The sequence below is a fragment of the Humidesulfovibrio sp. genome (assembly GCF_031082295.1).
Taxonomy (GTDB): domain Bacteria; phylum Desulfobacterota; class Desulfovibrionia; order Desulfovibrionales; family Desulfovibrionaceae; genus Humidesulfovibrio.
Window position 1 is genome coordinate 33,683 of sequence record NZ_JAVHLD010000007.1, and the last position, 25,791, is coordinate 59,473.

Below are 25,791 nucleotides of genomic sequence, written 5' to 3' on the forward strand. Positions count from 1 at the left end.
GGACAGGAGGAAACATCATGGCTTTCATTTCTTCCGGATACAATCCCGCGAAACCGATGGAGGGACGCATCACCGACATCGGTCCGCGTCACTTCACCGACTTCCTGCCCCCGGTCCTGGCCAAGAACAAAGGCGCCTGGGACTACCACGAGATCATCGAGCCGGGCATCCTGCTGCACGTGGGCCTCTCCGGCGACAAGGTCTACACCGTTCGCTGCGGCGCTGCCCGTCTGATGTCCGTCACGCACATCCGCGAGATCTGCGACATCGCCGACAAGTACTGCGGCGGTCACCTGCGCTTCACCACCCGCAACAACATCGAGTTCATGGTTGCCACTCTTGACGAGGCCAAGGCCCTCAAGACCTTCCTGAACGGCCAGAAGTTCGCGGGCGGCTCCTACAAGTTCCCCGTTGGCGGCACCGGCGCCGGCGTCACCAACATCGTCCACACCCAGGGTTGGGTCCACTGCCACACGCCCGCCACGGACGCCTCCGGCACCGTCAAGGCGACCATGGACGTGGTCTTTGAAGAGTTCCAGCAGATGCGCCTCCCGGCTCCCGTGCGCATCTCCATGGCTTGCTGCCTGAACATGTGCGGCGCGGTGCACTGCTCCGACATCGCCATCCTGGGCATCCACCGCAAGCCCCCGATCCTCGACCACGAGAACCTGGACAACATCTGCGAAGTGCCCCTGGCCGTCGCCGCTTGTCCGACCGGCGCCATCCGCCCGACCAAGATCGAGTTCCAGGGCAAGCAGGTCAACACCGTTGCCGTCAAGAACGAGCGCTGCATGTTCTGCGGTAACTGCTACACCATGTGCCCGGCCATGCCTCTTGCTGACAAGACCGGTGACGGCATCGCCATCATGGTCGGCGGCAAGATCAGCAACCGCATCACCCAGCCCAAGTTCTCCAAGGTCGTTGTGCCCTTCATCCCCAACGAGCCCCCGCGTTGGCCGAAAATGACCAAGGTCATCAAGCAGATCCTGGATGCCTACGCCAAGGACGCCCGCAAGTACGAGCGTCTGGGCGACTGGGCCAACCGCATCGGCTGGGAGCGCTTCTTCGAGAAGTGCGACCTGGAGTTCTCGGCTCACCTGATCGACGACTTCCGTGATCCGGCGTACTACACCTGGCGCCAGACCACCCAGTTCAAGTTCTAGCCAAAGACTGCAAACGGGGCGCGGAGGGCAACCTCCGCGCCCCTCACAACAAAAAGGGGCAACACCATGGCGCTCGTTTACGAAGAAGCCAAGGCCAAGATCATCGAGTTCTGCAACTCCAAGGCCAAGAGCAAGAGCAAGTTCTACTTCAACGACTTCACCGCCCTCTTCCCCGAAGAGAAGGGCCGCGACGTGAAGAAGATCCTGACCCAGATGATCAACGAGGAAGTCCTCGTGTTCTGGTCCAGCGGCAGTACCTCCATGTACGGCCTGGCTGGCGCCGGCAAACACGCCGACGGCGAGGACTAAACTCCTCCAGCCTCAAAGCTTAGTTCGAGGGGCCTTGCCCAGATAATGGGCAAGGCTTTTCTCGTTTGCAAAAGCAAATGCGCCGCACCACCCAGGCCAAAGCCACATGACAGCCTTTCCCCGCATCATCCTGGCCGGACTTTCCGGCGGCTCGGGCAAGACCTTCGTCTCCGCCGGGATCTGCCGCGCGTTCGCCCGCCGCGGCCTGTCCGTCAAGCCCTTCAAGAAAGGCCCGGACTACATCGACGCCTCCTGGCTTTCCCACGCCGCGCGTTCGCCCGCCTGCAACCTCGACCCCTTCCTGCTGCCGCAGGCCGTCGTGGCCGGCTTGTTCCAGGAGAAGGCCGCGAAGGCCGACATCTCCATCGTGGAAGGCAATCGCGGCCTGTTCGACGGCAAGGATTTCGAGGGCACCTGCTCCACCGCCGAGCTGGCGCGCCAGCTTTCCGCACCCGTGATCCTCGTGCTCGACGCCACCAAGATGACCCGCACCGCCGCCGCCATAGTGGCCGGGTGCCGCGCCTTCGAGCCCGGCCTGAACCTCGCCGGGGTCATCCTGAACCGCACCGCGGGCGAGCGCCATCGCGGCATCCTGAAAGAGTGCATCGAGGGCCTGGCCGGGGTACCGGTCCTGGGCGCGCTGCCCAAAAGCAGCAGCAACCCCATCCCCGAACGCCACATGGGCCTTGTGTCCGACCAGGAACACTCCGGCCGCGAACAGGCGCTCGACGCCATCGCCGACACCATCGAGGCCTGCGTGGACCTCGACCGCGTGCTCGAAATTGCCCGCGGCGCGCCCGCCCAAACAGCGGCAGAGCCCGTGCCCTGGCCCGAGCCGGTTTGCGCGCCGGCGAAAGCCCCGGTCATCGGCTACGTGTTCGACGCCGCCCTGTGGTTCTACTACCCCGAAAATCTCCAGGCGCTGGAACGCGCCGGGGCCAGGCTTCACCCATTGAGCCTGCTCTCAAACGAGCCCTGGCCGGACATCCACGGCCTGTACCTGGGCGGCGGCTTCCCCGAAACCCAGGCGGAGGCGCTCTCCGCCAACACCGCCGTGCGCGACCGCGTGCGCGCCCTGGCCCTGGCCGGGCTGCCCATCTACGCCGAATGCGGCGGCTTCATGTACCTCTGCGAAAGCCTGACCCTCGGCAGCGGCGCGGATCAAAGCGCGCACAGCCTGGCCGGAGTCTTCTCCCTGGCCACGCGCCTTTGCCCCCGGCCCCAGGGCCTGGGCTACGTCGAGGCCCTCGTGGAGGTCGAAAACCCTTTCCACCCCCTCGGCGCGCACATCACCGGGCACGAGTTCCACTACTCCGCCTGCATGGACCCCGCGCTGCCCACCCTCGCGCCGCCCACAGCCCTCAAGATGCTGCGCGGCCAAGGCATGATCGGCAAACGCGACGGCCTCGTCAGCAACAACACCTTCGCCTCCTATACCCACATCCACGCCCTCGGCACCCCGCACTGGGCACCAAACTTCGTCCGCGCCGCCCTGGCCTGGCAGCAGCAGAAAGGCCAATAGCCTCCAGGCGGGGTGCGGGGGCACCACCGTGCCGATGAAGAGAATGGATTATGGGGATTCCAGGATTTGCTATTGTCTCTAAGGATGCTTGAGCCAATCGCTTTCGACAACCAAAGGTTGTAGCCCAGCTTTCTCTCGAGCTATAGCGATTTGTGTTTTTAGCAACTGATGTATGCGGTAGCCACGGTTGTAGATCGAGTAGCCGAAGTTGAAGTCTTGCCCAATCGACTTAACACATAAATGCGCAATTTTCGGAGACCAAATGCCGTAAGAATAGTTTAATCTTGTTTCTGAAATGTCAGTCAGATTAATGCAAACTGTTCGTGTCGCATGCATTCCGCTTTTAACGGCAAGCCTAGATTCAGTTAATACGAAAAACCCATTGATGTAGTTGAGAAGCAAAGATGTATGAAATATAATCTGATGAACAGCAAGTATGATAAATACAATTAGTAGCGCATAAAATTGAGCGGCATTCTCATATATATTGATTGTGCAATACAACATCAGTGCTAAAAAGAGAAATTCTTGAAAATAAAGTTGTGATGGTGCGTCAAATCGCTCGATATAAATAATTTTCTCGTGTTGTGGCGTGACGGAGTCAATGTAGGCTTGCGCCCGCATGCGTCGCCATTCGCCAAGCGCAATTTTGTGCTTGCGCTTAATAAAGTAGATTGGAAGTTTGTGGAGAATATATAATATAAATACAGATACAGACAAAATATCATATGCCACAAGCCAGCTAACAAGTATAGTTGCGGAATGTGGATGTGTGTTCAACAGACGGTCAACGATGAACCAAACTCCAACAACGCTTGCCACCCAAAGGCAACAGAGCGATGCTCTGAAAGGCGTCAGTGTGGGCAGTGCACCATCTTTCCGCCAGTCTTCATTTCCTGGAATTTCATCTAAAGGTTCGAACAGTGTCGTTTCTGCCTTGAAGCTGAGACGGTCATACCATGAGCGTTCCTCAGGATTGCTTTTCATATTACTGGTTGTGCCTCATCCAGAGCATTAAGGTCATCGTCTTAGCGGCACAGGTCTGGCCTGTGCGATTCATACGCCGTCGCCCTCTGGCAACTGCACGCTGACGACTTCGACTTCCTGGTCGAAGCCTTTGACCTTGATGCGTGTGGGTTCGTTGAGGTTGAAGTGGTCGTGCACGAGGGCGGCGGTGCGGGCGGAGAGCAGCACCCCGCCCTTGGGCGCGTTGGATTCCAGGCGTTGGGCGAGGTTGACGTTTCGGCCGAGGAGGGTGAACTCGCGTCGCGTGCGGGAGCCCATGTCGCCCACCACGCAGTGGCCGGTGTTGACGCCGATGCGGATCTGGATCTCGTGGCGGCCCTGGGCGCGCCAGCGGGCGTTCAGGCGTTTGAGCGCGGCCTGCATGTCCACGCTTGCGGACACGGCGGCCACGGCGGAGCGCCGGGCGTTTTCCACGCTGTCGACGCCGGGCGCCTCCGGATAGCCGAAGAAGGCCATGATGCCGTCGCCCATGAACTTGTCCACCGCGCCGCCGTGCCTGAAGATGCAGGCAGTCATCTCCTCCAGGTACTCGCCCAGGAAGCGTTGCACCTCGGCGGGTTCCATGCGGTCGCTCATGGCCGTGAACCCTGCGATGTCGGAGAACAGGATGGACAGGTCCACGCCGCGGCCTTCCATAATGTCCGTGCCGGAGGCAAGGATTTGCCGGGCGATGCTGGGGGAGAAATAGGCTTCGAGCATGCGCTTTTGGCGGGCGCTGTCGCGGGCGGTGCGGGCCAGGCCATCGGCCAGCAGGCCGAGGGTGAAGGTCAGGCAGGCCAGGGTGCTGGCCGTGAGGTTCAGCGCCAGGCCTGTGGACGCGTAGATGCCGAGGGCGGTGGCGGGGCAGAGGGCCGCCGTGCCCAGGCTCACCGGCAGGAACAGCCGGATGGGCAGGCGCAGGTAGAGCAGGGTCAGCAGCGCCAGGAAGCAGGCTGTAAGCGCGCTGGACTGCCAGGCCGGGGCTTGGCGCAGGAAGCTGCGGGAGAGGATGGTGTTCATGAGGTTGGCGTGCAGCGTCGCCAGGGGCTCTGCCGGGGAGAGCGGCGTGGCCTTGATGTCCGTGGTGCCGGAGGCGGCGAGGGCGACCAGCACGATCTTGTTCTTGAGGCCTTCGCTCAGGAAGGCCATGCGCGCGGGGTCGGCGGCGGACTCCAGCACCTCCGCGTAGGACAGGTGCCAGAACCCCTGGCCCCAGGGCGCGGCGAGGTTCACCGGCAGCAGCCCCTCGGCATCGGTCGGCACGCTGATCGACCCGGCCTGGGTCGTCACTCCGTTGCGCGCTCCGCCTGCCCAGGTGATGTCGAGCTGGCCGGGGCGGGCCTGGGCCGTTGCGTCCAGGCGGCGAAGCACGGCGGTCAGCGCCAGGGAGGGCAGCAGTTGCCCGTGATAGCCCACGTAGAGCGGCATGCGCCGGAACACGCCGTCGGCGTCCGGGGTGGCGGCCACGTGGCCCAGGCCCAGGCTGTGGCGCGAGAGCCGCGCCAGGGGCAGGAAGGTCCGCTCGGCCTGGCGCAGGTCCGGCACGTGCAGCTGGCCTGGCGGCAGCAGCGAGGGCAGGAGCGGCAGGTCGTCAGCCTCCGGGGTCAGGCGCACCACTTCATTTTCAGTGACCAGTCCCACCCCCACCGGGAGCACAACCCGGCCATTGCGGACGATGGCCGCCTCGAGGGCGGCGTCCTCGGCGGAGCCTTTGTCGCCGCCCTGTCCATCTGCCGACGGGCCGTGGAACACGATGTCGTAGGCGACCAGGTCGACGCCGCAGTCCGTCAGGATGTCCAGCACCTTGGCGTGGGCAGAGCGGGCAAGCGGCCATTTGCCGAACAGGCGCACGGAGTCGTCGTCGATGTCCAGGAACACGATGTCCGGGTTGGGCAGCGGGCGGGCGGCCAGCCGGAAGCGAACGTCGGACAGGGACAGCTCAAGGCGCGTGAAGGCGGCGGGGAAGGCCAGGAGCAGCGCGCAAAACAGGGCCAGCAGCGCGCCGCCCACAGCCAGGCCGCGCGCCTTGGCCGACAGGATGCCTTTGGGGCCGGACACCCGGGCCGCCTACGGGAGGTCCTTGCCGGGCGTTCCAGGCACGGGGAAGCCGCCCTCGCGCCCGGCGGCGCCGGTCATGTTCACAGGCGACTGGGAGCCCTTCTGGCGCATGGAGCGCGTGGGCTTGGTGGCAACTCCCGGCAGCGCGGACTTGACCTCCACGCATTCCGAGACGACGCCCTGCATGGTGGTCGGCTTGGGCTTGCCGGCGCGGGCCTTGCCCAGGGCCTCGTCGAGGGTGGGGGCTATGGCCGGGGCCGCGAGGCCGCCAGTACAGGCCAGCACGCGCAGGGAGGCCGGGGCGCTGAACTTGGGCAAGCTTTGTTGCATGGGCTTGCCCGGAGCCAGCCGGTAGGCCGCGCCACCGCCGCCCGGCAGGAGCTCGTCCTCCACGTCGGCGCCGGAGTCCACGGCGATCATGACCTCGCAGGCGCGGTTGGCCTGCAACTGGACCTGGGCGCTGTCCGCGGCGATCTGCAGCACAGGCAGGGCCAGTGCTGCGGGCGGGGGCTCGGGCAGGGGCTTCAGCCGCAACTCCACCAGCACCACGGCGCGCACCGAGGCCAGGCCCATGGGCGGGGTGCTGTGCGCGGCGATGACCCGCATGCCCTGGGGCGAGAGGTCCAGCGCGTTGCCGCCGCCGAGGGCGGCGTAGTGCTTGGCGGCCAACAGGCGCGCACTGTGCAGGGCGTCCTGTTCGGCCTCGTCAGCGCCCACGCCCTGGCCAACGGCTTTGACGAGGACGTGGCGCACCGGGCCGGGGGCAAGGCCACGGTCTTCATCAGCTTGGGGAGAAGCGGCCTGGGGCGCGTCGGCCTGGGCTGCGGCGGCCTGGGCTGCGGCGGCCTGGGCCGGGGTGCTCAGGCAGGGCAAGAGCGTCAGGGCGAAGAGCGCCCAGGCAATGGCGCGAAGGGGGCGAGGGGTGGCGCAGGGGCGTGGGTTCATGGCGGCCTCCTGGGTTGAGCGGTCGTGCGCATCCTAGCGCAGATCAGGGCTCAAGACAATGCGCCCCAAGGGTCTTTCGGCAGCGCAGCCACCTCGCCGGGGCCAATCCACGCCCGGCGGGCGTTGCCCTGGCGGGCCAGGTCTGGTAGAAGGCTGACGCGGCGCAGATGAGCGCCTGAACCATTCACAGAAGGAGTTTGCGAGATGCAGCGTCTTTTCCGCGCGGCCCTGTCTGCGGCCCTGGTGATCGTGATGACCCTCGCCTTGTCCGGCCTGGCGCTGGCCCAGGGCAACCCGGCGGCCACCCCGCAGCCCGGCAAGACCCTGGTGAAGATCGAGACCACCAAGGGCGACATCGTGCTGCAACTGTTCAAGGACAAGGCTCCGCAGTCCGTGGGCAGCTTCCTCAAGTACGCCAAGAGCGGCCACTACGATGGAACCATCTTCCACCGCGTCATCAACAGCTTCATGATCCAGGGCGGCGGCTTCGACATCATGATGCAGGAAAAGCCCACCGGCGCGCCCATCCGGAACGAGGCCGACAATGGGCTCAAGAACTCCCTGTACACCATCGCCATGGCCCGCACCTCCGACCCGCACTCGGCCTCGGCCCAGTTCTATATCAACGTGAAGGACAACCGCTCGCTGGATTTCCGCAGCAAGACCGAGGAAGGCTGGGGCTACGCGGTGTTCGGCGTGGTGGTGGACGGCAAGCGCGTGGTGGACGAGATCAAGGGCGTGGCCACGGGCAGCCGCGGCCCCTACGACGACGTGCCCCTGAAGCCCATTCTCATCAAGAAGGTCGTGGTGCTGTCGGAATAGCCGACGCGGCCCACGCGACGCATGAACGAGGCGGTCCCGCATGGGGCCGCCTTTATTTTTGGGCCTAGGCCGCCTTTTCGGACTGGCTGCTCGCGAAGAACTCGTAGCTGACGCGGTGGGCTTCCTCGTGGGACAGGCCGCGCCCGTGACGCAACATGGTGTAGAGCAGCCCCACCGGGTGGGTCGGGGTGGGGGACAAGGTGGGGCTGGCAGGTTCGCTGACGAGAGACAGGAAGCGCGTGTTCGTATGGTGTGCCATGTTTCCTCCGGGGGTAAGGAAGGTTTCTGCGATCGTTAAGGCAATATTCGCGCCAACTTCTGTATGCCATTAAGAATAAAGCTTATTCAGATGAAGAGGCCTTTCTCTGCCTCAAAATAATTATCAAAAATGTTAATATCTATGTGGTTCTTGTCAGGAATTGTTATTAGGTTAATCGCATTCGGAACAAGATTTCAACGTTCCAGGTGAAACTTGGCGGATCAGCGGGCGGGCTTGCGCTTCTGCGGATGGGGTTATGGCTGGGCGGCATGGCCATGGCCTCCGGGGCTCGCGGGCGAGGGAAGCGCCCGCCTGCCGGAAAAATATGCCTGGGCTGTGTGACGGCAGCGTGAAGGCGGGGTGACTGTTTGCCCAAGGTGGTGGTATGCTGAGCGTCAGCGAGAAGAATGTTGCATCCTTTTGCGTCCTCTGCCGTCTTCACTACACATCATGCCGCTGCTGCGGCACAGGGAGGCGAGGACATGCATATGAGCAAGGACAGCGAGATCAGGGAAGCGGTTCGCAGGCGCTACTCGGAGACGGCACTTTCCGGCGCTGCCGGTTGCGGTTGCGGCGGCGGGTGCTGCAGCCCGCACAACACGGCCACGTCCGGGGCGCTGGCCATCTCGGTCGGCTATTCTGAAGAGGAGCTGCAAAGCGTTCCGGAGGGCGCCAACATGGGCCTTGGCTGCGGCAACCCGCAAGCCATTGCGGCGCTTACACCGGGCGAGGTGGTGGTGGATCTGGGGAGCGGCGGCGGTTTCGACTGCTTCCTTGCCGCGAGGCAGTTGGGCGCGGCAGGTCGTGTCATCGGCGTGGACATGACGCCGGAGATGGTGGAGAAGGCCAGGAGAAACGCGGCGGCTGCCGGGTTCACCAACGTCACCTTTCGCCTGGGGGAGATCGAGCATCTGCCCGTGGCCGACGCCGAGGCCGACGTCGTGTTGTCCAATTGCGTCATCAACCTGAGCACGGACAAGGCACAGGTGTTCCGTGAGGCGTTTCGGGTGCTGAAAAGCGGGGGCAGGCTGGCCATCACGGACATCGTGGCCGTGGCGGATATGCCCGAGGACCTCCGGGCGAACGTCATGCTCCATGCCGAGTGCCTGGCTGGCGCGGCGCGGGTTGAGGCGCTGGAGGAGATGATGCGCCAGGCGGGGTTTGCGCAGGTCTCCATCCGCGTGAACCCCGCAAGCGCCCAGATGATGGACACGATGTTCCCCGGCCTGGGTCTGGGCGGGGTTGTGGCCTCGGCGGTGCTCGAGGCGGTCAAGGCCTAGGGGGGAAGCGCATGGTGCAGACTCCGGAAGCCGTCTGGCAGGAGCACCGGGGCGTGCTCAAGTCCTTCATTCTGAAGCGGGTGCGCGGCGCGCCCGAGGCCGAGGACATCCTGCAGGACGTGTTTCTCAAGATGCTTGCGGGCCTGGGGTCCGTGCAGCGGATGGACAATTTGCGGGCCTGGCTGTTCACCGTGGCGCGCAACGCGGTGACGGACCACTTCCGCGGCAAACGGCCCACGCAGGAGCTTCCTGAGGATCTGGCCGGGGACCCGGCCGACCACAGACAGGAGGGGACCAACGGCCAATTGGAGGACGTGGGCGCCTGCCTGAGTCCCATGATCGCCGCCTTGCCGGAGAAGCTCCGTCTGGCGCTGGTCCTGGCCGACCTGGAAGGCCTGAAGCAACGGGAGGTGGCGCAACGTCTGGGCATATCCCTTGCCGCGGTCAAGTCCAGGGTCCTGCGCGGACGTCTCCTGGTCAGGCGGATGATCGAGGACTGCTGCCACCTGGAACTGGACGCCAGGGGGAGCATCATGGACTATACGGTCAAGCCCAAGGGCTGCCCGCAGTGCGGCCAGGAAACAGGGCTGCGCAAGTTCCAGAAATAGAAAAGGCCCCGTCGGTTGGCGGGGCCTTCTTGATTTTTTGTGGGAGCTCAGCCCTCTGAGCTGGTGTCGTCCACCACGGGGGGCACGCCGCAGGCCTTGGCGCGTTCGTTTTCCTCGGCGCGCAGGGCGCGGCGCAGCACCTTGCCGACCATGGTCTTGGGCAGGCTTTCGCGGAACTCCACGTGCCGGGGCACCTTGTAGCCGGCCAGCTTTTTGCGGCAGAAGGCGATGACGTCGGCCTTGGCCAGGGTCTCGCCGGACTTGACCACCACGTATGCCTTGACCACCTCGCCGCGCGCGTCGCAGGGCACGCCCACGGACACGGCTTCCTGGATCTTCGGGTGCTGGTGCAGCACTTCGTCGATCTCGCGGGGGTAGATGTTGTACCCGGCGCTGATGATGAGGTCCTTCTTGCGGTCCACGATGAAGAAGTAGCCTTCCTCGTCCATGTAGGCGATGTCGCCGGTGTAGAGCCAGCCGTTCCTGAGCACGTCGGCGGTTTCGTCGGGCCGGTTGTAGTACCCGGCCATGACCTGCGGGCCGCGGATGACCAGCTCGCCCATCTTGCCCGGGGGCAGGGCCGGGCCGCCCAGGTCCTGGTCCACGATCTTGGCGTCGGTGCCGGGCACCGGCAGGCCGATGGAGCCGTGCTTGGCCACGCCGTCCAGCGGGTTGATGTGCGTCACCGGGCTGGCTTCGGAAAGCCCGTAGCCCTCGCAGATGCGCGCGCCCGTGACTTTCTTGAACTGCTCGAACCACTCCACGGGCATGGGCGCGGAGCCGGACACGCAGTACTTGACGGAGGACAGGTCGTAGGCGGCGATGTTTTTCTGCTGGAGCAGCGAGATGTACACCGAGGGCGCGCCGGGGAAGGCCGTGGGCCTGTGCTTCTGGATGGCCTTCAGAAGGTCGCCGGGCACGAAGCGCGGAAAGAGGATCTGCGTGGCGCCCTTGGCCGTGGCCAGGTTCAGGCACACGGTGAGCCCGTAAATGTGGAAGAAGGGCAGCACGCCGAGGAATATCTGGTGGCCCTTGGACAGTCCCGGGAGCATGGCCACGGCCTGGCTGGCATTGGCCTGGAGGTTGGCGTGGGTGATCATGCAGCCCTTGGCCAGGCCGGTGGTGCCGCCGGTGTACTGCAAGAGCGCCAGGTCCTTCTCGGGGATGATCTTGTCGCAGGTGTAGCCGCCGATGCCGCGCTGCAGGGCGGACCAGGGCAGCACTTTGGGATCGTCCACGGGCACCGAGGACTTCTGGCCCTCGCGCCAGCACTTGAGGCGGTAAAGCAGGCCCAGCGGGAAGCGCAGGCCGTCGCTGATGCTGGTGACGAAATATTTTTCGATGGGCAGTTGGTCGCGCAGGGGCGCGATCTTGGGCCAGAGCAGGTCCAGCAGGATCAGGAAGCGCGCGCCGGAGTCCTGGAACTGATGGACGATCTCGGTCTCCATATAGAGCGGGTTGGTGAAGACCACGGTGCCGCCCGCGCGCAGCACGCCCCAGTAGGCGATGACGGCTTGCGGGGTGTTGGGCAGCATGACGGCCACGCGGTCGCCCCGCTTGAGCCCCTGCTTGCGGAGGTTGGCCGCCAAAAGCGACGAGAGCCTGTTCAGCCGGGAGTAAGTGATGCTCAGGTTCTGGAAGATCAGCGCGGTCCGGTCGGGCCATTGCTTTGCGGCGTCTTCGAGCAGCGAGTGCACGGGCCTCGGCGACGCGGTAAAGGTGTGTGGCACTTCCGGGTCATAGTGGGCAAGCCAGGGGCGCTGAATATCGGGCATGAACCAACCTCTTGGGGGGGGAGATGCAAGGACGCCTTGAGGCGCCAAAGGAGTATAGGGGGCGGCCAGACTTGAGGCAAGGGGAAATGCGAACCCCGAGGGCAGGCCCGTGCGTGAGGTAAAGATTGTGTGAAAAAATCCGATCTTTCATTGTGTCCATGAATGATTTTGCGAAATGTTGAAGATTCCTGCCCCAGTGTCATAAGGTCGCCAATTCCCGCCGGGATGTTGACAATACTTGCCTGGTGCGGATAAAGGTACCGTAGAGCCTGTTGCGGGTGGAGGCGTGAAATCATTGACTGGCTGAATGATCCGTGCAGACTTGGCGCGAGGATTGCAAAAAGCTTAACGCAATTCCGCGACGGCAGACTCTTCCGGACCGGGATTGCCTGCAAGGGACCGGTTTGAACGCATCGCACCAACCATTGGGTGAATGAACATGCTGCTCGCTGACGGAAAATACATCAAGCCAAGCAAGGAAACCAGGGTGCTCGCCATCCTGAACTCCCTGTCCCAGGACTCCGCGCTGTCGCAGATTGAGCTGGGCAAACGGCTCAAGCTCTCCGGCGCCATGGTCAACCAGTACCTGAAGCTCCTGCAGGAGCAGAATCTCATCGAGTACCGCCCGGTGAACGGCAAGAGCTATCGCTACGTGCTGACCAGCGGCGGCGAGAAGAGCCGCAGACAGATGTTCTCCGACTATTCCAGCGAAACCATCCGCCTGTACACCAACATCAAGGACTTCATCCTCTCCAAGCTGCGCAGCCTGGAGCGGCGCGGGCGCAAGAAGATCGTCCTGTTCGGGGCCTCGGAAACCTGCGAGGTGGTGCTCTCCGCCCTGCGTGACACCGCCTTCATGGTGGTGGCCGTGGTCGACACCGACCACGAGAAGCACGGCTCCATCTTCCACGGCTACGTTGTGTCATCGCCCCTGGTGCTGGACCACGTGGACTGCCAATGCGTGGTCATCACGTCCTTCGGCCGCCAGGATGAAATATATCAGCAACTGCAGCCTGTGGCACAGAAGCGCGGGCTCGAAATCGTGAGGCTGTGAGCATGGCTAACTCTCCCTACGTCACCACCCGTTCTGGACTGCGCATCGGGCAGGGGCAGCCCTGCTTCATCGTGGCCGAGGTGGGCAACAACCACCAGGGCGAGATGGATCATGCTCGGCGCATGGTCGAAGAGGCCGCCAAGGCCGGCGTGCAGGCCGTGAAGTTCCAGAAGCGGCACCTGGAGTCCCTGCTGACCCGCAGCGGGCGCGAGGCACCCTACGGCGGCGCCAACAGCTTCGGCCCCACCTATGGCGCGCACCGCCTGGCGCTGGAGCTTGAGGCCTCGCAAATGGCCGAGCTGAAAGCCCTGGCGGAATCCCTCGGCCTGGTGTTCTTCGCCTCGGCCTGGGACGAGGTCAGCCTGGACGAGATGCTCGCCCTCGACGTGGAGCTTCTGAAGGTCTGCTCCGCCGACCTGGTCAACGTGCCGCTCATGCGCCGCGTGGCCGCCACCCGCCTGCCGGTGATCCTGTCCACGGGCATGAGCAGCCTGGAGGAGATCGACGCCGCGGTCGCGCTCATCCGCTCCTATCACGACGACCTGGTGCTGCTGCACTGCAACAGCTCCTATCCCTGCCTCGAAGAACAGATCGGCCTGCCGGTGATGGACGCCCTGCGGGAGCGCTACAACCTGCCCGTGGGCTATTCCGGCCACGAGCGCGGGCTTGCCCCCAGCGTGGCCTCGGTCGCGCTCGGCGCCTGCGTCATCGAGCGCCACTTCACCCTGGACAAGGGCCAGACCGGCACGGACCACAAGGCCTCCCTTGAGCCCGACGAGCTGGCGCTTTTGGTGCGCATGGTGCGCGAGGTGGAACAGGCCATGGTCCTCAAGGGCAAGAAGGTCTTCCCCGAGGAGCTGGCGGCGGCGAAAAAACTTCGCAAGTGTCTTGTCTTCTCGCGTGACCTTCCCGCCGGGCATGTGCTAACGTCTGCCGACCTGACCACGCGCAGCCCGCTGGACGGCATTTCCCCGGCTCACTGGGACGAGGTGCTGGGCGCGGTGCTGCTGCGGCCCGTCAAGCACGAGGAACCCCTGCAGTGGGAAACCTTGGGCATCAGCGGCGCAGCGGCGCGGGCGGCCTCCTCGTCTACATAGACGTCGCCGCGCGGGTTCAGGCAACGCACCGGGCTTCAAGCCCGTGAGCCCAGGGAGCGCATGCCATGAATCAGACGAGCATCCTGCTGGAAAGCGGCACCAACGAGCTCGAGATCATCGAGCTCTATCTGCTGGAGCCCGGCCCAGACGGCAAGCCCGAACCCCATTACTTCGGCGTCAACGTGGCCAAGGTGCTCGAGATCATCGAGGCCTCGGACAAGCTTGAGCCTTCCGCCTCGTCACCCCATCCGAGCTTTCTCGGTGTCATCCCCCTGCGCGACATGGTCCTGCCCGTGGTGGACCTCTCCATCTGGCTCGGCGTGAGCCGCGTGCCCACCGCGCACGAGACCGTCATCGTCACCGAGTTCAACGGCGTGCGTTCGGGCTTCCTCGTCTCCGGCGTGACCATGATCCACCGCGTGGGCTGGGCCGAGGTGGAACCCCCGAGCCGCATGCTGGCGGACCTGCCCGGCAACTGCATCACCGGCACCGTGCGCCTGGGCGAGCACTTCGCCCTGCTGCTCGACCTGGAGCGCGCCCTGGTGGAGCTTGGCGCGGTGACCATCGACCTGCCGGACCACGTGGAGCAGAAGGACGAGGAGCGGCCCCTGCGCGTGCTCCTGGTGGACGATTCGACCTCGGTGCGCTTCCTGCTCAAGCGCAACTTCGAGAGCGCCGGGTTCGAGGTGGAGGCCAAGGGCAACGGCGAGGACGCCTGGAATTTCCTCGTGGACCTGAAGGCCGAGGCCGCCAGCCGGAAGACGCCCATCACCGGCCTGCTGGACGCCGTGATCTCGGACGTGGAGATGCCGCGCATGGACGGCTACACCCTCACCCGCAACATCAAGGCCGACAGCGAGCTCTCGCGCCTGCCCGTGGTGCTCTTCTCCTCGCTCATTTCGCCCGCGCTGCTGCACAAGGGCCAGAGCGTCGGGGCCGACGCCCAGATCACCAAGCCCGAGTTCGGCGGGCTCACCACCCAGGTGCGCGAGATCATAGAAAAGAGACGGGCGGGGTAGCCCGGCGCACTTTTCGCCCGGGCCGATTTTTTGTCGGCAGGGGGGCTTGACGAACCCGGACTTTCGGCGTTAGGCAGAAATCACGAACCAAACCCGCAACCTGCGAGACCCATGACATGAACCGCACCGCCGCCGCCCGCATGAGCCTAGCCCAGGCCCTCCGCGTCGACGTTGTCGTCGTCGTAGGAGTCGTAGGCAGACGCGTGTCGTAGCGGTCCAGGTCCTTTTCAAGGCAACCAAAACCCCCGTCGGCGCGCGCTGGCGGGGGTTTCGCGTTTCCGGGGGGAGCGCAAGGTCCGCACCAGCCGCACACGGGGCACCCACGGGAGGTGACCCATGTTTGAAGGAAACGGCGCGGAACTTGTGATCCGGCTGCTGGAGCGCCAGGGCGTGAAACGCATTCCCGGCATTCCCGGCGGGGCCAACCTGCCCCTGTACGACGCGCTGGGCGCAAGCCGCCAGATCCGCCACATCCTGGCCCGGCACGAGCAGGGCGCGGGCTTCATGGCCCAGGGCATGGCCCGCACCACCGGCGCGCCCGCCGTGTTCTTCGCCACCTCCGGCCCCGGCGCCACCAACACCCTCACCGCCATCGCCGACGCCAAGCTCGACTCCGTGCCCATCATCTGCATCACCGGCCAGGTGCCCAGCTCCCTCATCGGCACCGACGCCTTCCAGGAGGTGGACATCTACGGCATGAGCCTGCCCGTGACCAAGCACAACTTTCTGGTGCGCAGCGTGGACGAGTTGGTCCACGTCATCCCCGAGGCCTTCCGCATCGCGTCGTCGGGCCGGCCCGGGCCGGTGCTGGTCGACATCCCCAAGGACGTGCAGACCGCCCGCGTAAGCCTGCGCGAGCTGCCCGAGCCCGCCCAGCCAGACCCCGTGGAGGCCCCCGACGCCCAGGCCATCAGCCAGGCCGCGCAGATGATCGGCCAGGCCAGCAGGCCCATCCTCATGCTCGGCGGCGGGGTGGCCGCCTCCGGGGCTTCCGCCGCCGCCCGGGCGCTCGCCGAGGCCGCGAGCCTGCCCTCCACCATGTCGCTGCTCGGCCTGGGCATCCTGCCCGACGCCCACCCGCTCAACCTCGGCATGCTCGGCATGCACGGCACACGCGCGGCCAACATCCTGCTGGAGGAGTGCGACCTCTTGATCGTGGCCGGGGCGCGCCTGGACGACCGCGCCACCGGGCGGCTGGAGCGCTTCTGCCCGGCGGCCAGGCTCATCCATATGGACATCGACCAGAGCGAGCTGGACAAGCTCAAGGTGGCGCACCTCGGCATCACCGGCGACGTGGGAGCGTCCCTCGCGGCCTTGCTGCCGCTTGTGGGCGCCAACGGAAAGGAGAACGACCGGGCCGCCTGGCTGGCCCGCGTTGCCGAGTGCAAGGCCGCCAACCCGCACACTTTTCCCGGCCTGGACAACCCGCTCACGCCCTACGGCCTGGTGCGCGTCACCGGCGAGCTGCTGGGGCAGGACGCCATCGTGGTCACGGACGTGGGCCAGCACCAGATGCGCGCGGCCCAGGCCTACCCGGACCTGAAGCCCCGCGCCTGGCTGACCTCCGGGGGGCTCGGCACCATGGGCTTCGGCCTGCCCACGGCCATCGGCGCGGCCCTGGCCAACCCGGCTCGGCCGGTGGTCTGCTTCAGCGGCGATGGCAGCCTCCAGATGAACATCCAGGAGCTGGCCACAGCGGCCGAGCTCGGCGTCAACGTCACCGTGGTGCTGGCCGACAACGGCGGCCTGGGCCTGGTGCAGCAGCAGCAGGACCTGTTCTACGGGCGGCGCATCTTCGGCTCGGACTACCGGGTGCGCATCGACTTCGTGAAGATCGCCGAGGGTTTCGGCGTGCGGGCGCTGGACCTGAACGAGAGCCGCGACCCCATGGCCGACCTGGAGCGCGCGCTCAAGCGCGAGGGGCCGTGCCTGGTGCGCGTGCCGGTGCAGGCGGAGGACAACGTGTATCCCATGGTGCCCCCGGGGGCGGCCAACATAGACATGATCGGCGGGGAAACGTGCACAGAAAAGGGAGGGAACTAGCCATGGGCGCGAACGGAATCGGAACCAACGGCTTCATGGCCCTGCGGCTCACGGTGAACAACCACCCCGGCGTCATGAGCCATGTGTGCGGGCTGTTCGCCCGGCGCGCCTTCAACGTGGAGGGCATCCTGGTGACGCCCCAGCAGGGCGGTGATACGAGCCGCATCTGGCTGGTGGTCCACGCCGACGACCGGCTCGGCCAGATGATCCGCCAGGTGCGCAAGCTGCACGACGTGCTGGAGGTCCTGGCCTTTGAGGCCGACCAGAGCGCGCTCTCGCGCATGGACGAGTGCATGGCAGGGTGGGAACAGGCCGGGCCGTGCGCCGAAGCCGGAATGTAGGGGCCGGAATGTAGGGGCCGGAATGTAGGGGCCGGAATGTAGCGGACGGAATGTAGCGGACGGAATGTAGCGGTCGGAATGGAGCGGGCTGGCAGGCACGCGGGGGGCTGTTCCTCCGCCGGGCCAGTCGGAGTGGAGAGCCATGCCCCGCGATGAAAGTAAGTGCTCGCACGCAAAATCGCTGGTGGCCAACGAAAGGCCGAGGGGGAGAAATGCGCAAGACGGTTCGTGACGTGTATTGCAGGAATATCGTGGGGGTCAGCGAGGATGTGCGGGTGTCCTTGGCCCTCGCCATCATGCGTGAACGCAAGATCAGCTCCATCTGCGTGCTGCGGGAAGAGCGCGCCGTGGGCATCTTCACCGAGCGCGACGTGGTGCGTTGCGTGTCCGAAAAGGGCGTCCACTTCGAAACGCTGCCCATCAGCGAGGTCATGTCCGCGAACGTGCTGGCGACCAGCGCGGACACCTGTCTCTTTGAGGCCTTCCAGGTGATGGCCGGGAACAACATCCGGCATCTGGTGGTGCTTGGCGATGACGGACGGGCCATCGGCATGGTCACCCAGTCGGACATGATCATGCACCTCGGCTACGAGTACTACGTCAAGGTCAAGAACGTGTCCCAGATCATGAGCCGCAAGGTGCACACCGTTTCCCGCTCCTGCACCGTGGAGGACGCCATCCGCGAGATGGCCCGCCTCAAGGTGAGCCTGCTGGTGGTCATCGAGGACCGGCGGCCCGTGGGCGTGTTCACCGAGCGCGACGTGCCCCGGCTCCTCGGCGTCATGAGCGAGATGAATCCGCTGCTCGTGGGCGAGGTCATGAGCAGCCCGGTGATCACCATGCATGAGGACGAGGCGGTCTTCCACATGGTCGAGGTGCTCCTCGAGAAGCAGGTGCGCCGTGTGGTGGTGGTGGACGACCAGGGGTGCGTTGTCGGGGTGGCCACCCAGACCGACCTGGTCCGGGGCATGGAGAGCAAGTACATTGATTCGCTCAAGAGCGTCGTCAAGGTGCAGAGCACGGAGCTGGACCGGGCCATCCGCCAGTTGTCCGAGAAGACCATGTATCTCGACAGCATCCTGCGCACGTCCATCTCCATAGGCATCGCTGCCACGGACGCCGAGCTGAACATCGTCTACTTCAACCCCGCCGCCGAGGCTATCCTGAACGTTCCCCAGGCCGAGGTGCTGGGGCGCAACCTTCGGGAGCTGCACCTGGGCAAGGCGGACCGCTTCGATGCGTGCCTGCCCAAGCTGCGGCTGGGGCTGGACCACCTCTTCAGCTTCGAGCACGACGCCGGGGAGGGAGGGACGAAGCTGATCCAGGCCCGGGCCTCTGGCATAAAGGGCCTGCAGGGTTCCCTGGGCCTGGTGCTGATGCTGGAGGACGTGACCAGCCGCCGCAAGGCCGAGGAGACCATCCGGCACCTGGCCTACTACGACCCCCTGACCGACTTGCCGAACCGGGCGCTGTTCCACGAGCGCCTGGAGCGCGACCTGATGCGGGCGAGGCGCAGCGGCAAGCTCCTGGCGCTCATGGTCATGGACGTGGACCGCTTCAAGGAGATCAACGACACCTTGGGCCACGCCGCGGGCGACAGCGTGTTGCGGGCCGTGGCCGACAGGCTGCGCGACCTGCTGCGCAAGTCTGACACCATGGCCAGGGTGGGGGGCGACGAATTCGTCTTCATTCTGCCGGAGGTCAACGACATGAACGACGCCAGGGGCATCGCCGCGAAGGTTTTGACGGCGCTTGCGCCCGCCTTCAGCCTGGGAGACGCTGCCGTGCCCGTCTCTTTCAGCCTGGGCATAGCCCTGTTCCCCCAGGACGGCGAGGACGTGGAGTCGCTGTTGCGCCTCGCGGACCAGGCCATGTACCGGGCCAAGGAGCAGGGCAGGAGCACGCGCTCCTCCAGCGTCTGCCTGTCGGCCGGGTGAGGGTGCGGCCTAGTGCCGCAGCTTGGCCGCAAGCACGGCGCTCAGGCGCTCGTGCACGCCCTTTGAGTGGTCCGGCACGAAGAGGTTGGTGGGGGTCTTGGCCTTGCTGGTCACCGTGACCAGGGTGCCGCCCTGCTGCGGCGCGAAGTACACGCCCACGTTCTCGCCGTTGGAGAAGGCGCTCAGGCCATGCTCGGCCAGGATGTAGTGCCTGGACGGGTCCACCTCGACCACGTCAAGGCCCATCAGGCGCAGGGCGGTCTGCGCCGCCTGGAACACCGTTTCCGGGCTCTCGGGGTAGGGCATGGTCAGCCCCTGGGGGATGAAGGTGACATCGCCCGAGGCGTCCGTCTTGACCTTGCTGTCGGGCGCGATGGTCAGCTCGCCGGAGCTGTCGGCGTCGGGCCGCAGGGTTCCCACGCCGATGCAGCCGCCGAGGGCGGCGCAGAGCGCCAGGGAGAGGAGGAGCGCCGAAAACTTCATGGGGTGCCTCCTTTGTGCGGGAGCTAGAACCCGTGCTCGCGCAGGAAGTCCATGCTGAGCGTGGAAGCGGGCCCGCCCTTCGAGCCGTGGCCGCCAGCCGCGAGCCAAGGCCCGATCATGTTGCGCACGTACTTGCCGATGAGGTCGGTCTCCATGTTCACCTTGGTGCCCGGGGTCCAGCCGGAGATGGTGGTCTCGCGCTGGGTGGCCGGGATGATGTTCACGGACAGGAACTCCGGCCCGCAGTCGTTCACGGTCAGGCTGATGCCGTCGAGCGTGATGGAGCCCTTGGGCACCACGAGGGGGCCGTATTCCGCCGGGAAGGCGAGGGTATAGACGCGGCTCTCGCCGGCGGGCTTGATGTCGCTCACGGTGGCCAGGCAGTCCACGTGCCCGCTCACCAGGTGGCCGCCCAGGCGGTCGCCCAGGGCCAGGGCGCGCTCCAGGTTCACCGCGGCGCCGGTCTTCAAGCCCCCCAGGCTGGTGTGGGCCAGGGTCTCGGCGCTGGCGTAGACGGTGAACCAGTTCTCGCCGAAGGTTTCAACGGTCAGGCAGGCGCCGTTGACGGCGATGGACTCGCCAAGCACGATTTTCGGCAGGTCGAACAGGGCGCGTATCTTGAGCCGGGTCTCGCCGCCGCGCGCGCCGCCCTTCTCCGTGCTCTCCACGCGGCCCATGCCCTGCACCAATCCAGTGAACATCTCTAGCTCCGGGGCTTGTAGGTCAATTTCAGGTCCTGGCCGCAGGAATCGGCCACGGCCAGGCGGAAGTTCAGGGTCTCGTCCATGCTCTGCACGGCGTCGCCCGCGAACAGGCTCTTGCCCTCGGCATCGCCCAGCACGCGCGGGGCCAGGTACAGCACGAACTCGTCCACCAGCTGCTGGCGCGCAAGGGAGAGGGCCAGCTGGCCGCCGCCCTCGCACAGGGTGCGGTAACAGCCGAAGTCCTGGCGCAGCCGCGCGAAAGCCCCGGCGAAGTCCAGGCCCTCGCCGTTGCCAAGGCGCATCTCCGGCAGGCCCCAGATGAGCGTGCCGCGCTCGCGCAGCTCGTCGGCCAGCGGGGTCTTGGCCGAGTACTCGCTGGTCCAGAACAGCACCTGCTCGGGCCGCTGGCGCAGCAGGTTGAAGGTGGAGTAGGCCTTGGGCAGGGTGCTGGTGACCACCACCGCCAGGGGCTGGCAGAAGCCTTTCAGCACGCCGTCGCCGTCCAGGCGGCAGGTGAGCTGGGGGTTGTCGCCGTAAAAAGTGTTGCCGCCCACGATGACCGCCTGGACCTGGGCGCGCAGCCTGTGCACGTCGGCCTGGGATTCCGGGCAGCTCACGGGTTGGGGGCGGCCGCCGCGCGCGGCGATCTTGCCGTCCAGCGTGCTCGCCATTTTCAGGATGGAGTAGGGGCGGTTGGTGGTCTGCCAGATGCGGAACTCGTCGATGAGGTCCTGGCACAGGGCTTCCTGCACGCCCAGGACGACCTCGACTCCGGCGGCGCGCAGGGCCTTGGCCCCGCCGCCCGTCACGTGCGGGTTGGGGTCGGCGCAGCCCACGACGACGCGCTTGATCCCGGCGTCCAGGATGGCCTTGGTGCAGGGCGGGGTCTTGCCCTGGTGGTTGCAGGGCTCAAGGGTCACGTAGAGGGTGCAGGCGGAAGGGTCCACGCCCTTGGCGCGCGCGTCGGCCAGGCATTCCACCTCGGCGTGCGGACCGCCACAGGCCTTGTGCCAGCCCTCGGCCTTGATCTCTCCGTCTTTTGCCAGCACCGCGCCCACGCAGGGGTTCGGAGCAGTCGAGCCGCGTCCGCGCAGGGCCAGTCTGGCCGCGCGCAGCATGAACCGGTCATGCGGACCGGTAGTCTCCAGGCAGGTAGGCATGTTCCACCCCCGCTTCTTTGAGCATGTCGTTGGCCAGTTCGTCCGGGTAGCTTTCCGCGAAATAGATGGCCTTGACCTGGCAGTTGATGAGCATCTTGGTGCAGATGAGGCACGGCTCGGTGGTGCAGTAGATCTCCGCCCCGGCCAGCGAGAGCCCGTGCAGCGCGCATTGGATGATGACGTTCTGCTCCGCGTGCAGCCCGCGGCACAGCTCATGGCGCTGGCCCGAGGGGATCTGCATGCGCTCGCGGATGCAGCCGACCTCGGCGCAGTGGGCGACGTTGGTGGGGGTGCCGTTGTAGCCGGTGGCGATCATGCGCTTGTCGCGCACGGCAACGGCGCCCACACGGCGGCGCAGGCAGGTGGAGCGCTCGGCCACCAGGTGGGCGATGCGCATGAAATAGATGGGCCAGGGGACGCGGTCGTTCATCTGCCAAAGCCTCCCGAAGCCGTTGGTTCTCGCCGCCCGGCCCGAAGCCCTCGCTTCAGGCCGGGTGGCGGGGATGGTCGATTACCAGGCCTGTCTACCAGGCAAAAAGGGGGAACTCGCGCGCGAAGTCTTCCACCTCGAGGCGGATCTCGTCCAGCACGGTGTCGTCGTTCATGTTCTCAAGGGCGGCGGTGATGGCCTCGGCCACGGCCTGCATGTCCTCTTCGACCATGCCGCGGGTGGTCATGGCCGGGGTGCCGATGCGGATGCCCGAGGTGATGGTGGGCGGCGTGGTGTCGAACGGGATGCCGTTCTTGTTCACCGTGATGCCCGCCTTCTCCAGCGCCGCCTGGGCGTCCTTGCCGGTGATCTTCTTGCTGCGCAGGTCCACCAGCATGAGGTGGTTGTCCGTGCCGCCGGAGACCAGGTCGAACCCGGCGTCCTTCAAGTAGCCCGCCAGCGCGCCGGCGTTCTTGACCACCTGCTCCTGGTACTGCTTGAAGCCGGGCTGCAGCGCCTCGCCGAAGGCCACGGCCTTGGCCGCGATGATGTGCATGAGCGGGCCGCCCTGGATGCCGGGGAAGATGTTGGAGTTGAGCGCCTTGCCCAGCTCCTCGGTCGACAGGATCATGCCGCCGCGGGGGCCGCGCAGGGTCTTGTGGGTGGTGGTGGTGGTGTAGTGGGCCTGACCGATGCTGGTGGGGTGCAGGTCGGTGGCGATGAGGCCCGCGATGTGCGCCACGTCGGCCATGAGCACGGCCCCGACCTCGTCGGCGATCTTGCGGAAGCGCTTGAAGTCGATGGTGCGCGGGTAGGCGCTGGCGCCCGCGATGATCATCTTGGGCTTGCTCTCCTTGGCGATCTTCTCCAGCTCGTCGTAGTCGATGGTCTGGGTGTCCTTGTTGACGCCGTAGGAGACGATGTTGAACAGCTTGCCGGAGAAGTTCACCGGGCTGCCGTGGGTCAGGTGCCCGCCGTGGGCCAGGTTCATGCCGAGCACGGTGTCGCCGGGCTTGCACGCGGCGAAGTACACGGCCATGTTGGCCTGGGAGCCGGAGTGCGGCTGCACGTTGACGTAGTCGCAGCCGAAGAGCTGCTTGGCGCGGTCACGGGCCAAATCCTCGGCCTGGTCCACGAACTCGCAGCCGCCGTAGTAGCGCTTGCTCGGGTAGCCTTCGGCGTACTTGTTGGTCAGCACGCTGCCGGCGGCCTGGCGCACGGCCGTGGAGACGAAGTTCTCGGAGGCGATGAGCTCAAGGCCGCCCACCTGGCGGTCGATTTCCCCGGCGATGACGGAGGCTATTTCCGGGTCCTGAATGAAAAGTTCTTCCATGGCGTTGGTTCCTCGTGAAGTCCGTTGTGCGTGCTGGGCCTTAGCCTTCGTAGCGCTTGAAGAGCATGCAGGCGTTGGTGCCGCCGAAGCCGAACGAGTTCGACAGCGCGAACTCGGCCTGCTTTTGGCGTGCGCCGCCCGCGCCGTAGTCCAGGTCGCACTCCGGGTCCGGGGTGATCTGGTTCACGGTGCCGGGGATGATGCCGGTGTGAAGGGCCATGACGCTGAACACCGCCTCGACGCCGCCGGCGGCGCCCAGCAGGTGGCCTATCTGGCTCTTGTTGCCGCAGATGGCGATGTCCTTGGCGTGGTCGCCGAACACGGTCTTGATGGCCCGGGTCTCGCCCAGGTCGCCCAAGTGGGTGGAGGTGGCGTGGGCGTTGATGTGGTCCACGCGGCTGGGCTCAATGCCCGCTTCCTCAATGGCCTTGCGCATGGCGATGACCGCGCCGGAGCCGTCCTCGGGCGGGGCGGCCATGTGGTAGGCGTCGCCGCTGGCGCCGGCTCCCACCACTTCGGCCAGGATGGTGGCGCCGCGCTTCTGCGCGTGCTCCAGGCTCTCCAGCAGCAGCAGGCCGCAGCCCTCGCCCATGATGAAGCCGTCGCGTTCCTTGTCGAAGGGGCGGGAGGCATGCTCCGGGTCGTCGTTGCGGGTGGAGAGCGCCTTCATGGCGTTGAACCCGGCGAAGGCCAGGGGCGTGATGGTGCTCTCGGCCCCGCCGCAGATCATGACGTCGTTGCGGGCGAGCTTGATCTCGGAAAAGGCGCTGCCCACTGCGTGGGTGCCCGAAGCGCAGGCCGTGGTGGTGCAGATGTTTGCTCCGCGCGCGCCGTGCTCGATGGAGACCATGCCCGCGGCCATGTTGGCGATGATGGTGGGGATGAAAAACGGATTGATGCGCCCGGGACCGGCTTCCACGAGCTTCTTGTGCTGGGTCTCGATGCCTTCGAGCCCGCCCAGGCCGACGCCGATGATGACTCCGGCGCGGTGGGCCTCCTCCGGCGGAATGCTCCAGCCGGCCTGCTCCATGAGCATCTTGGAGGCGGAAATGGCGTACTGGGTGAATTTCTCCATGCGCCGCGCGGCCTTGGGGTTGATGTACTTGGACGGGTCGAAATCCTTGACCTCGCCCGCAATCTGCGTGTCATGGCCGGTGGCGTCGAAGCTCGAGAGTCTGGCGATGCCGCTCTTCCCGGCCAGCAGGTTGGTCCAGCTGGTCTCAAGATCGTTTCCAAGGGGGGTGATGGCGGCCAAAGCCGTGACGACAACCCTGTTCATGGGCAAAGTCCGTGGTTCGGGTTCATCCCTGGCGGGAAAAGACGGAGCGCTCCGCAGGCGCGCGGGCCGGGAGCGCTCCGGACAGGTCTAAGGAGATAAGGCGGCCCAGAGGGCGGCCTTCCTACTTGTTCTTCTCGATGTACTCGATGGCGTCCTTGACCTTCAGGATCTTCTGGGCCTCTTCGTCGTCGATCTCGATGTCGAAGGCCTCTTCCATGGCCATGATCAGCTCGGTGAGGTCCAGCGAGTCGGCGCCCAGGTCTTCGACAAAGGAGGCCTCGGGCTTCACTTCGTCGGCGGACACGCCCAGCTGCTCAACGACAATGGCTTTAACTTTCTCGGCTACAGACATATTCCCTCCAAAAGGTGTTTTTGACGTGATGGTTACATGTACATGCCGCCATTGACAGCCAGGATCTGGCCCGTGACGTAGCCTGCGCCCTCGCCCGCAAGGAACGAGACGGCGCTGGCGATGTCCTCGGGTCCGCCCAGGCGGCCAAGGGGAATGTTCTCCAGCATTTTTGAAACTATGGCTTCCGGCAATTCGGCGGTCATATCGGTCTGGATGAAGCCGGGGGTCACGGCGTTCACCGTGATGCCCCTGCTGGCCAGCTCGCGCGCGGCGCTCTTGGTGAGCCCGATCAGGCCCGCCTTGGCGGCCACGTAGTTGGCCTGGCCCGCGTTGCCCATCTGCCCGACCACGGACGCGATGTTCACGATGCGGCCCCGGCGCTGCTTGACCATGATCTTGGCGGCCTCGCGCAGGCAGGCGAAGGCGCCGGTCAGGTTCACCTGGATGACGCGGTCCCAGTCCTCGTCCTTCATGCGAATCAGCAGGCCGTCCTTGGTGATGCCGGCGTTGTTCACCAGCACCTCAAGGCTGACCTTGTCCTTGATTTCCTCGGCAAAAAAGGCCGTCATGGCCTCGCGGTTGGAGGCGTCCAGGCGGAAGGCCTTGGCTTCGCCGCCGGCCTCGTTGATGGCGGCAACGACCTTTTCGGCCTCCTCGGGCCTGCTGACGTAGGTCAGGTAGACCTCGAAGCCGTCCTTGGCCAGCCTTTCGGCGCAGGCGCGGCCGATGCCGCGGGAACCGCCCGTGACCAGCGCAACCTTGGGCAAGTCGCTCATGTTATCCCTCGCTCGCGGCGGATTCTTCCGCCGAGTT

General features: G+C 65.7%; 25 protein-coding genes. 12 read left to right on the forward strand and 13 right to left on the reverse strand.

Going from position 1 to position 25,791, the window contains the following annotated elements; translation table 11 throughout:
• Nucleotides 1-17: 17 nt before the first annotated feature.
• From dsrB to RDU24_RS05875, 3 genes are all read left to right on the forward strand, one after another.
• Nucleotides 18-1,163 (forward strand): dissimilatory-type sulfite reductase subunit beta, encoded by a 1,146-nt coding sequence (gene dsrB / locus RDU24_RS05865; RefSeq protein ID WP_308734811.1) that lies wholly within the window; start codon nt 18-20, stop codon nt 1,161-1,163.
• Between the two features lie 66 nt (nt 1,164-1,229).
• On the forward strand, nt 1,230-1,472 hold the full coding sequence (locus RDU24_RS05870) for a dissimilatory sulfite reductase D family protein (RefSeq protein WP_308734812.1): 243 nt from the start codon (nt 1,230-1,232) through the stop codon (nt 1,470-1,472).
• A 106-nt stretch (nt 1,473-1,578) separates the two neighbouring features.
• Entirely contained in the window at nt 1,579-2,994 is a 1,416-nt protein-coding gene (locus RDU24_RS05875; RefSeq protein WP_308734813.1) for a cobyrinate a,c-diamide synthase, read from the forward strand.
• Between the two features lie 78 nt (nt 2,995-3,072).
• On the opposite strand, the gene RDU24_RS05880 is transcribed toward RDU24_RS05875, so the two are convergent.
• From RDU24_RS05880 to RDU24_RS05890, 3 genes are all read right to left on the reverse strand, one after another.
• Entirely contained in the window at nt 3,073-3,981 is a 909-nt protein-coding gene (locus tag RDU24_RS05880; RefSeq protein ID WP_308734814.1) for a hypothetical protein, read from the reverse strand.
• Nucleotides 3,982-4,050: 69 nt separating this feature from the next.
• Entirely contained in the window at nt 4,051-6,057 is a 2,007-nt protein-coding gene (locus RDU24_RS05885) for a CHASE2 domain-containing protein (RefSeq protein ID WP_308734815.1), read from the reverse strand.
• A 9-nt stretch (nt 6,058-6,066) separates the two neighbouring features.
• Nucleotides 6,067-7,002 carry a hypothetical protein gene (locus tag RDU24_RS05890; RefSeq protein WP_308734816.1) on the reverse strand — a complete coding sequence of 312 codons (936 nt, stop codon included), beginning with the start codon at nt 7,000-7,002 and terminating at the stop codon, nt 6,067-6,069.
• Nucleotides 7,003-7,206: 204 nt separating this feature from the next.
• On the opposite strand from RDU24_RS05890, the gene RDU24_RS05895 reads away from it, so the two are divergent.
• The gene (locus RDU24_RS05895) at nt 7,207-7,824 is read left to right on the forward strand and encodes a peptidylprolyl isomerase (RefSeq protein WP_308734817.1); all 618 of its coding nucleotides are present in this window, start codon (nt 7,207-7,209) and stop codon (nt 7,822-7,824) included.
• A 64-nt stretch (nt 7,825-7,888) separates the two neighbouring features.
• Here the strand turns inward: RDU24_RS05895 and RDU24_RS05900 are convergent, their stop codons facing one another.
• Nucleotides 7,889-8,083 (reverse strand): hypothetical protein, encoded by a 195-nt coding sequence (locus RDU24_RS05900; RefSeq protein ID WP_308734818.1) that lies wholly within the window; start codon nt 8,081-8,083, stop codon nt 7,889-7,891.
• 488 nt (nt 8,084-8,571) lie between these two features.
• Between RDU24_RS05900 and arsM the strand changes: the two genes are divergently transcribed.
• Complete coding sequence (arsM, locus tag RDU24_RS05905) at nt 8,572-9,363, forward strand: arsenite methyltransferase (protein WP_308734819.1); 792 nt, start codon at nt 8,572-8,574, stop codon at nt 9,361-9,363.
• 11 nt (nt 9,364-9,374) lie between these two features.
• Entirely contained in the window at nt 9,375-9,971 is a 597-nt protein-coding gene (sigZ, locus tag RDU24_RS05910) for an RNA polymerase sigma factor SigZ (RefSeq protein ID WP_308734820.1), read from the forward strand.
• A 47-nt stretch (nt 9,972-10,018) separates the two neighbouring features.
• Here sigZ and RDU24_RS05915 read toward each other — a convergent pair whose 3' ends face one another.
• Nucleotides 10,019-11,746, reverse strand: a complete 1,728-nt coding sequence (locus tag RDU24_RS05915) for a long-chain-fatty-acid--CoA ligase (RefSeq protein WP_308734821.1) — start codon at nt 11,744-11,746, stop codon at nt 10,019-10,021.
• Between the two features lie 439 nt (nt 11,747-12,185).
• Here RDU24_RS05915 and RDU24_RS05920 point away from each other — a divergent pair, with 439 nt between their 5' ends.
• The 6 genes from RDU24_RS05920 to RDU24_RS05945 all read left to right on the forward strand — a co-directional run bounded on the left by RDU24_RS05920 (nt 12,186) and on the right by RDU24_RS05945 (nt 19,237).
• Nucleotides 12,186-12,800, forward strand: a complete 615-nt coding sequence (locus RDU24_RS05920; protein WP_308734822.1) for a winged helix-turn-helix domain-containing protein — start codon at nt 12,186-12,188, stop codon at nt 12,798-12,800.
• A 2-nt stretch (nt 12,801-12,802) separates the two neighbouring features.
• Nucleotides 12,803-13,897: an N-acetylneuraminate synthase family protein gene (locus RDU24_RS05925; RefSeq protein WP_308734823.1), complete on the forward strand. Its 1,095-nt coding sequence runs from the start codon at nt 12,803-12,805 to the stop codon at nt 13,895-13,897.
• A gap of 65 nt (nt 13,898-13,962) precedes the next feature.
• On the forward strand, nt 13,963-14,916 hold the full coding sequence (locus RDU24_RS05930) for a chemotaxis protein (protein WP_308734824.1): 954 nt from the start codon (nt 13,963-13,965) through the stop codon (nt 14,914-14,916).
• Between the two features lie 336 nt (nt 14,917-15,252).
• Nucleotides 15,253-16,959, forward strand: a complete 1,707-nt coding sequence (gene ilvB, locus RDU24_RS05935; RefSeq protein ID WP_308734825.1) for an acetolactate synthase large subunit — start codon at nt 15,253-15,255, stop codon at nt 16,957-16,959.
• A gap of 2 nt (nt 16,960-16,961) precedes the next feature.
• Nucleotides 16,962-17,300 (forward strand): acetolactate synthase small subunit, encoded by a 339-nt coding sequence (ilvN, locus tag RDU24_RS05940; RefSeq protein WP_308734826.1) that lies wholly within the window; start codon nt 16,962-16,964, stop codon nt 17,298-17,300.
• A gap of 212 nt (nt 17,301-17,512) precedes the next feature.
• The gene (locus RDU24_RS05945) at nt 17,513-19,237 is read left to right on the forward strand and encodes a diguanylate cyclase domain-containing protein (RefSeq protein WP_308734827.1); all 1,725 of its coding nucleotides are present in this window, start codon (nt 17,513-17,515) and stop codon (nt 19,235-19,237) included.
• 9 nt (nt 19,238-19,246) lie between these two features.
• Here the strand turns inward: RDU24_RS05945 and RDU24_RS05950 are convergent, their stop codons facing one another.
• The 8 genes from RDU24_RS05950 to fabG all read right to left on the reverse strand — a co-directional run bounded on the left by RDU24_RS05950 (nt 19,247) and on the right by fabG (nt 25,754).
• Nucleotides 19,247-19,720 carry a hypothetical protein gene (locus tag RDU24_RS05950; protein ID WP_308734828.1) on the reverse strand — a complete coding sequence of 158 codons (474 nt, stop codon included), beginning with the start codon at nt 19,718-19,720 and terminating at the stop codon, nt 19,247-19,249.
• A 23-nt stretch (nt 19,721-19,743) separates the two neighbouring features.
• Nucleotides 19,744-20,421, reverse strand: coding sequence for a riboflavin synthase (locus tag RDU24_RS05955; RefSeq protein ID WP_308734829.1), 678 nt, complete (start codon nt 20,419-20,421; stop codon nt 19,744-19,746).
• A 2-nt stretch (nt 20,422-20,423) separates the two neighbouring features.
• The gene (ribD, locus tag RDU24_RS05960) at nt 20,424-21,584 is read right to left on the reverse strand and encodes a bifunctional diaminohydroxyphosphoribosylaminopyrimidine deaminase/5-amino-6-(5-phosphoribosylamino)uracil reductase RibD (protein WP_308734830.1); all 1,161 of its coding nucleotides are present in this window, start codon (nt 21,582-21,584) and stop codon (nt 20,424-20,426) included.
• The gene (locus RDU24_RS05965) at nt 21,550-22,014 is read right to left on the reverse strand and encodes a deoxycytidylate deaminase (protein WP_308734831.1); all 465 of its coding nucleotides are present in this window, start codon (nt 22,012-22,014) and stop codon (nt 21,550-21,552) included. Before RDU24_RS05965 ends, ribD begins: the two co-directional genes overlap by 35 nt.
• Nucleotides 22,015-22,108: 94 nt before the next feature.
• Nucleotides 22,109-23,347, reverse strand: a complete 1,239-nt coding sequence (gene glyA, locus RDU24_RS05970; RefSeq protein ID WP_308734832.1) for a serine hydroxymethyltransferase — start codon at nt 23,345-23,347, stop codon at nt 22,109-22,111.
• Nucleotides 23,348-23,387: 40 nt separating this feature from the next.
• Complete coding sequence (gene fabF / locus RDU24_RS05975; RefSeq protein ID WP_308734833.1) at nt 23,388-24,626, reverse strand: beta-ketoacyl-ACP synthase II; 1,239 nt, start codon at nt 24,624-24,626, stop codon at nt 23,388-23,390.
• A 121-nt stretch (nt 24,627-24,747) separates the two neighbouring features.
• Nucleotides 24,748-24,978 carry an acyl carrier protein gene (gene acpP / locus RDU24_RS05980; protein WP_308734834.1) on the reverse strand — a complete coding sequence of 77 codons (231 nt, stop codon included), beginning with the start codon at nt 24,976-24,978 and terminating at the stop codon, nt 24,748-24,750.
• A gap of 32 nt (nt 24,979-25,010) precedes the next feature.
• Complete coding sequence (fabG, locus tag RDU24_RS05985) at nt 25,011-25,754, reverse strand: 3-oxoacyl-[acyl-carrier-protein] reductase (RefSeq protein WP_308734835.1); 744 nt, start codon at nt 25,752-25,754, stop codon at nt 25,011-25,013.
• Nucleotides 25,755-25,791 lie beyond the last annotated feature (37 nt).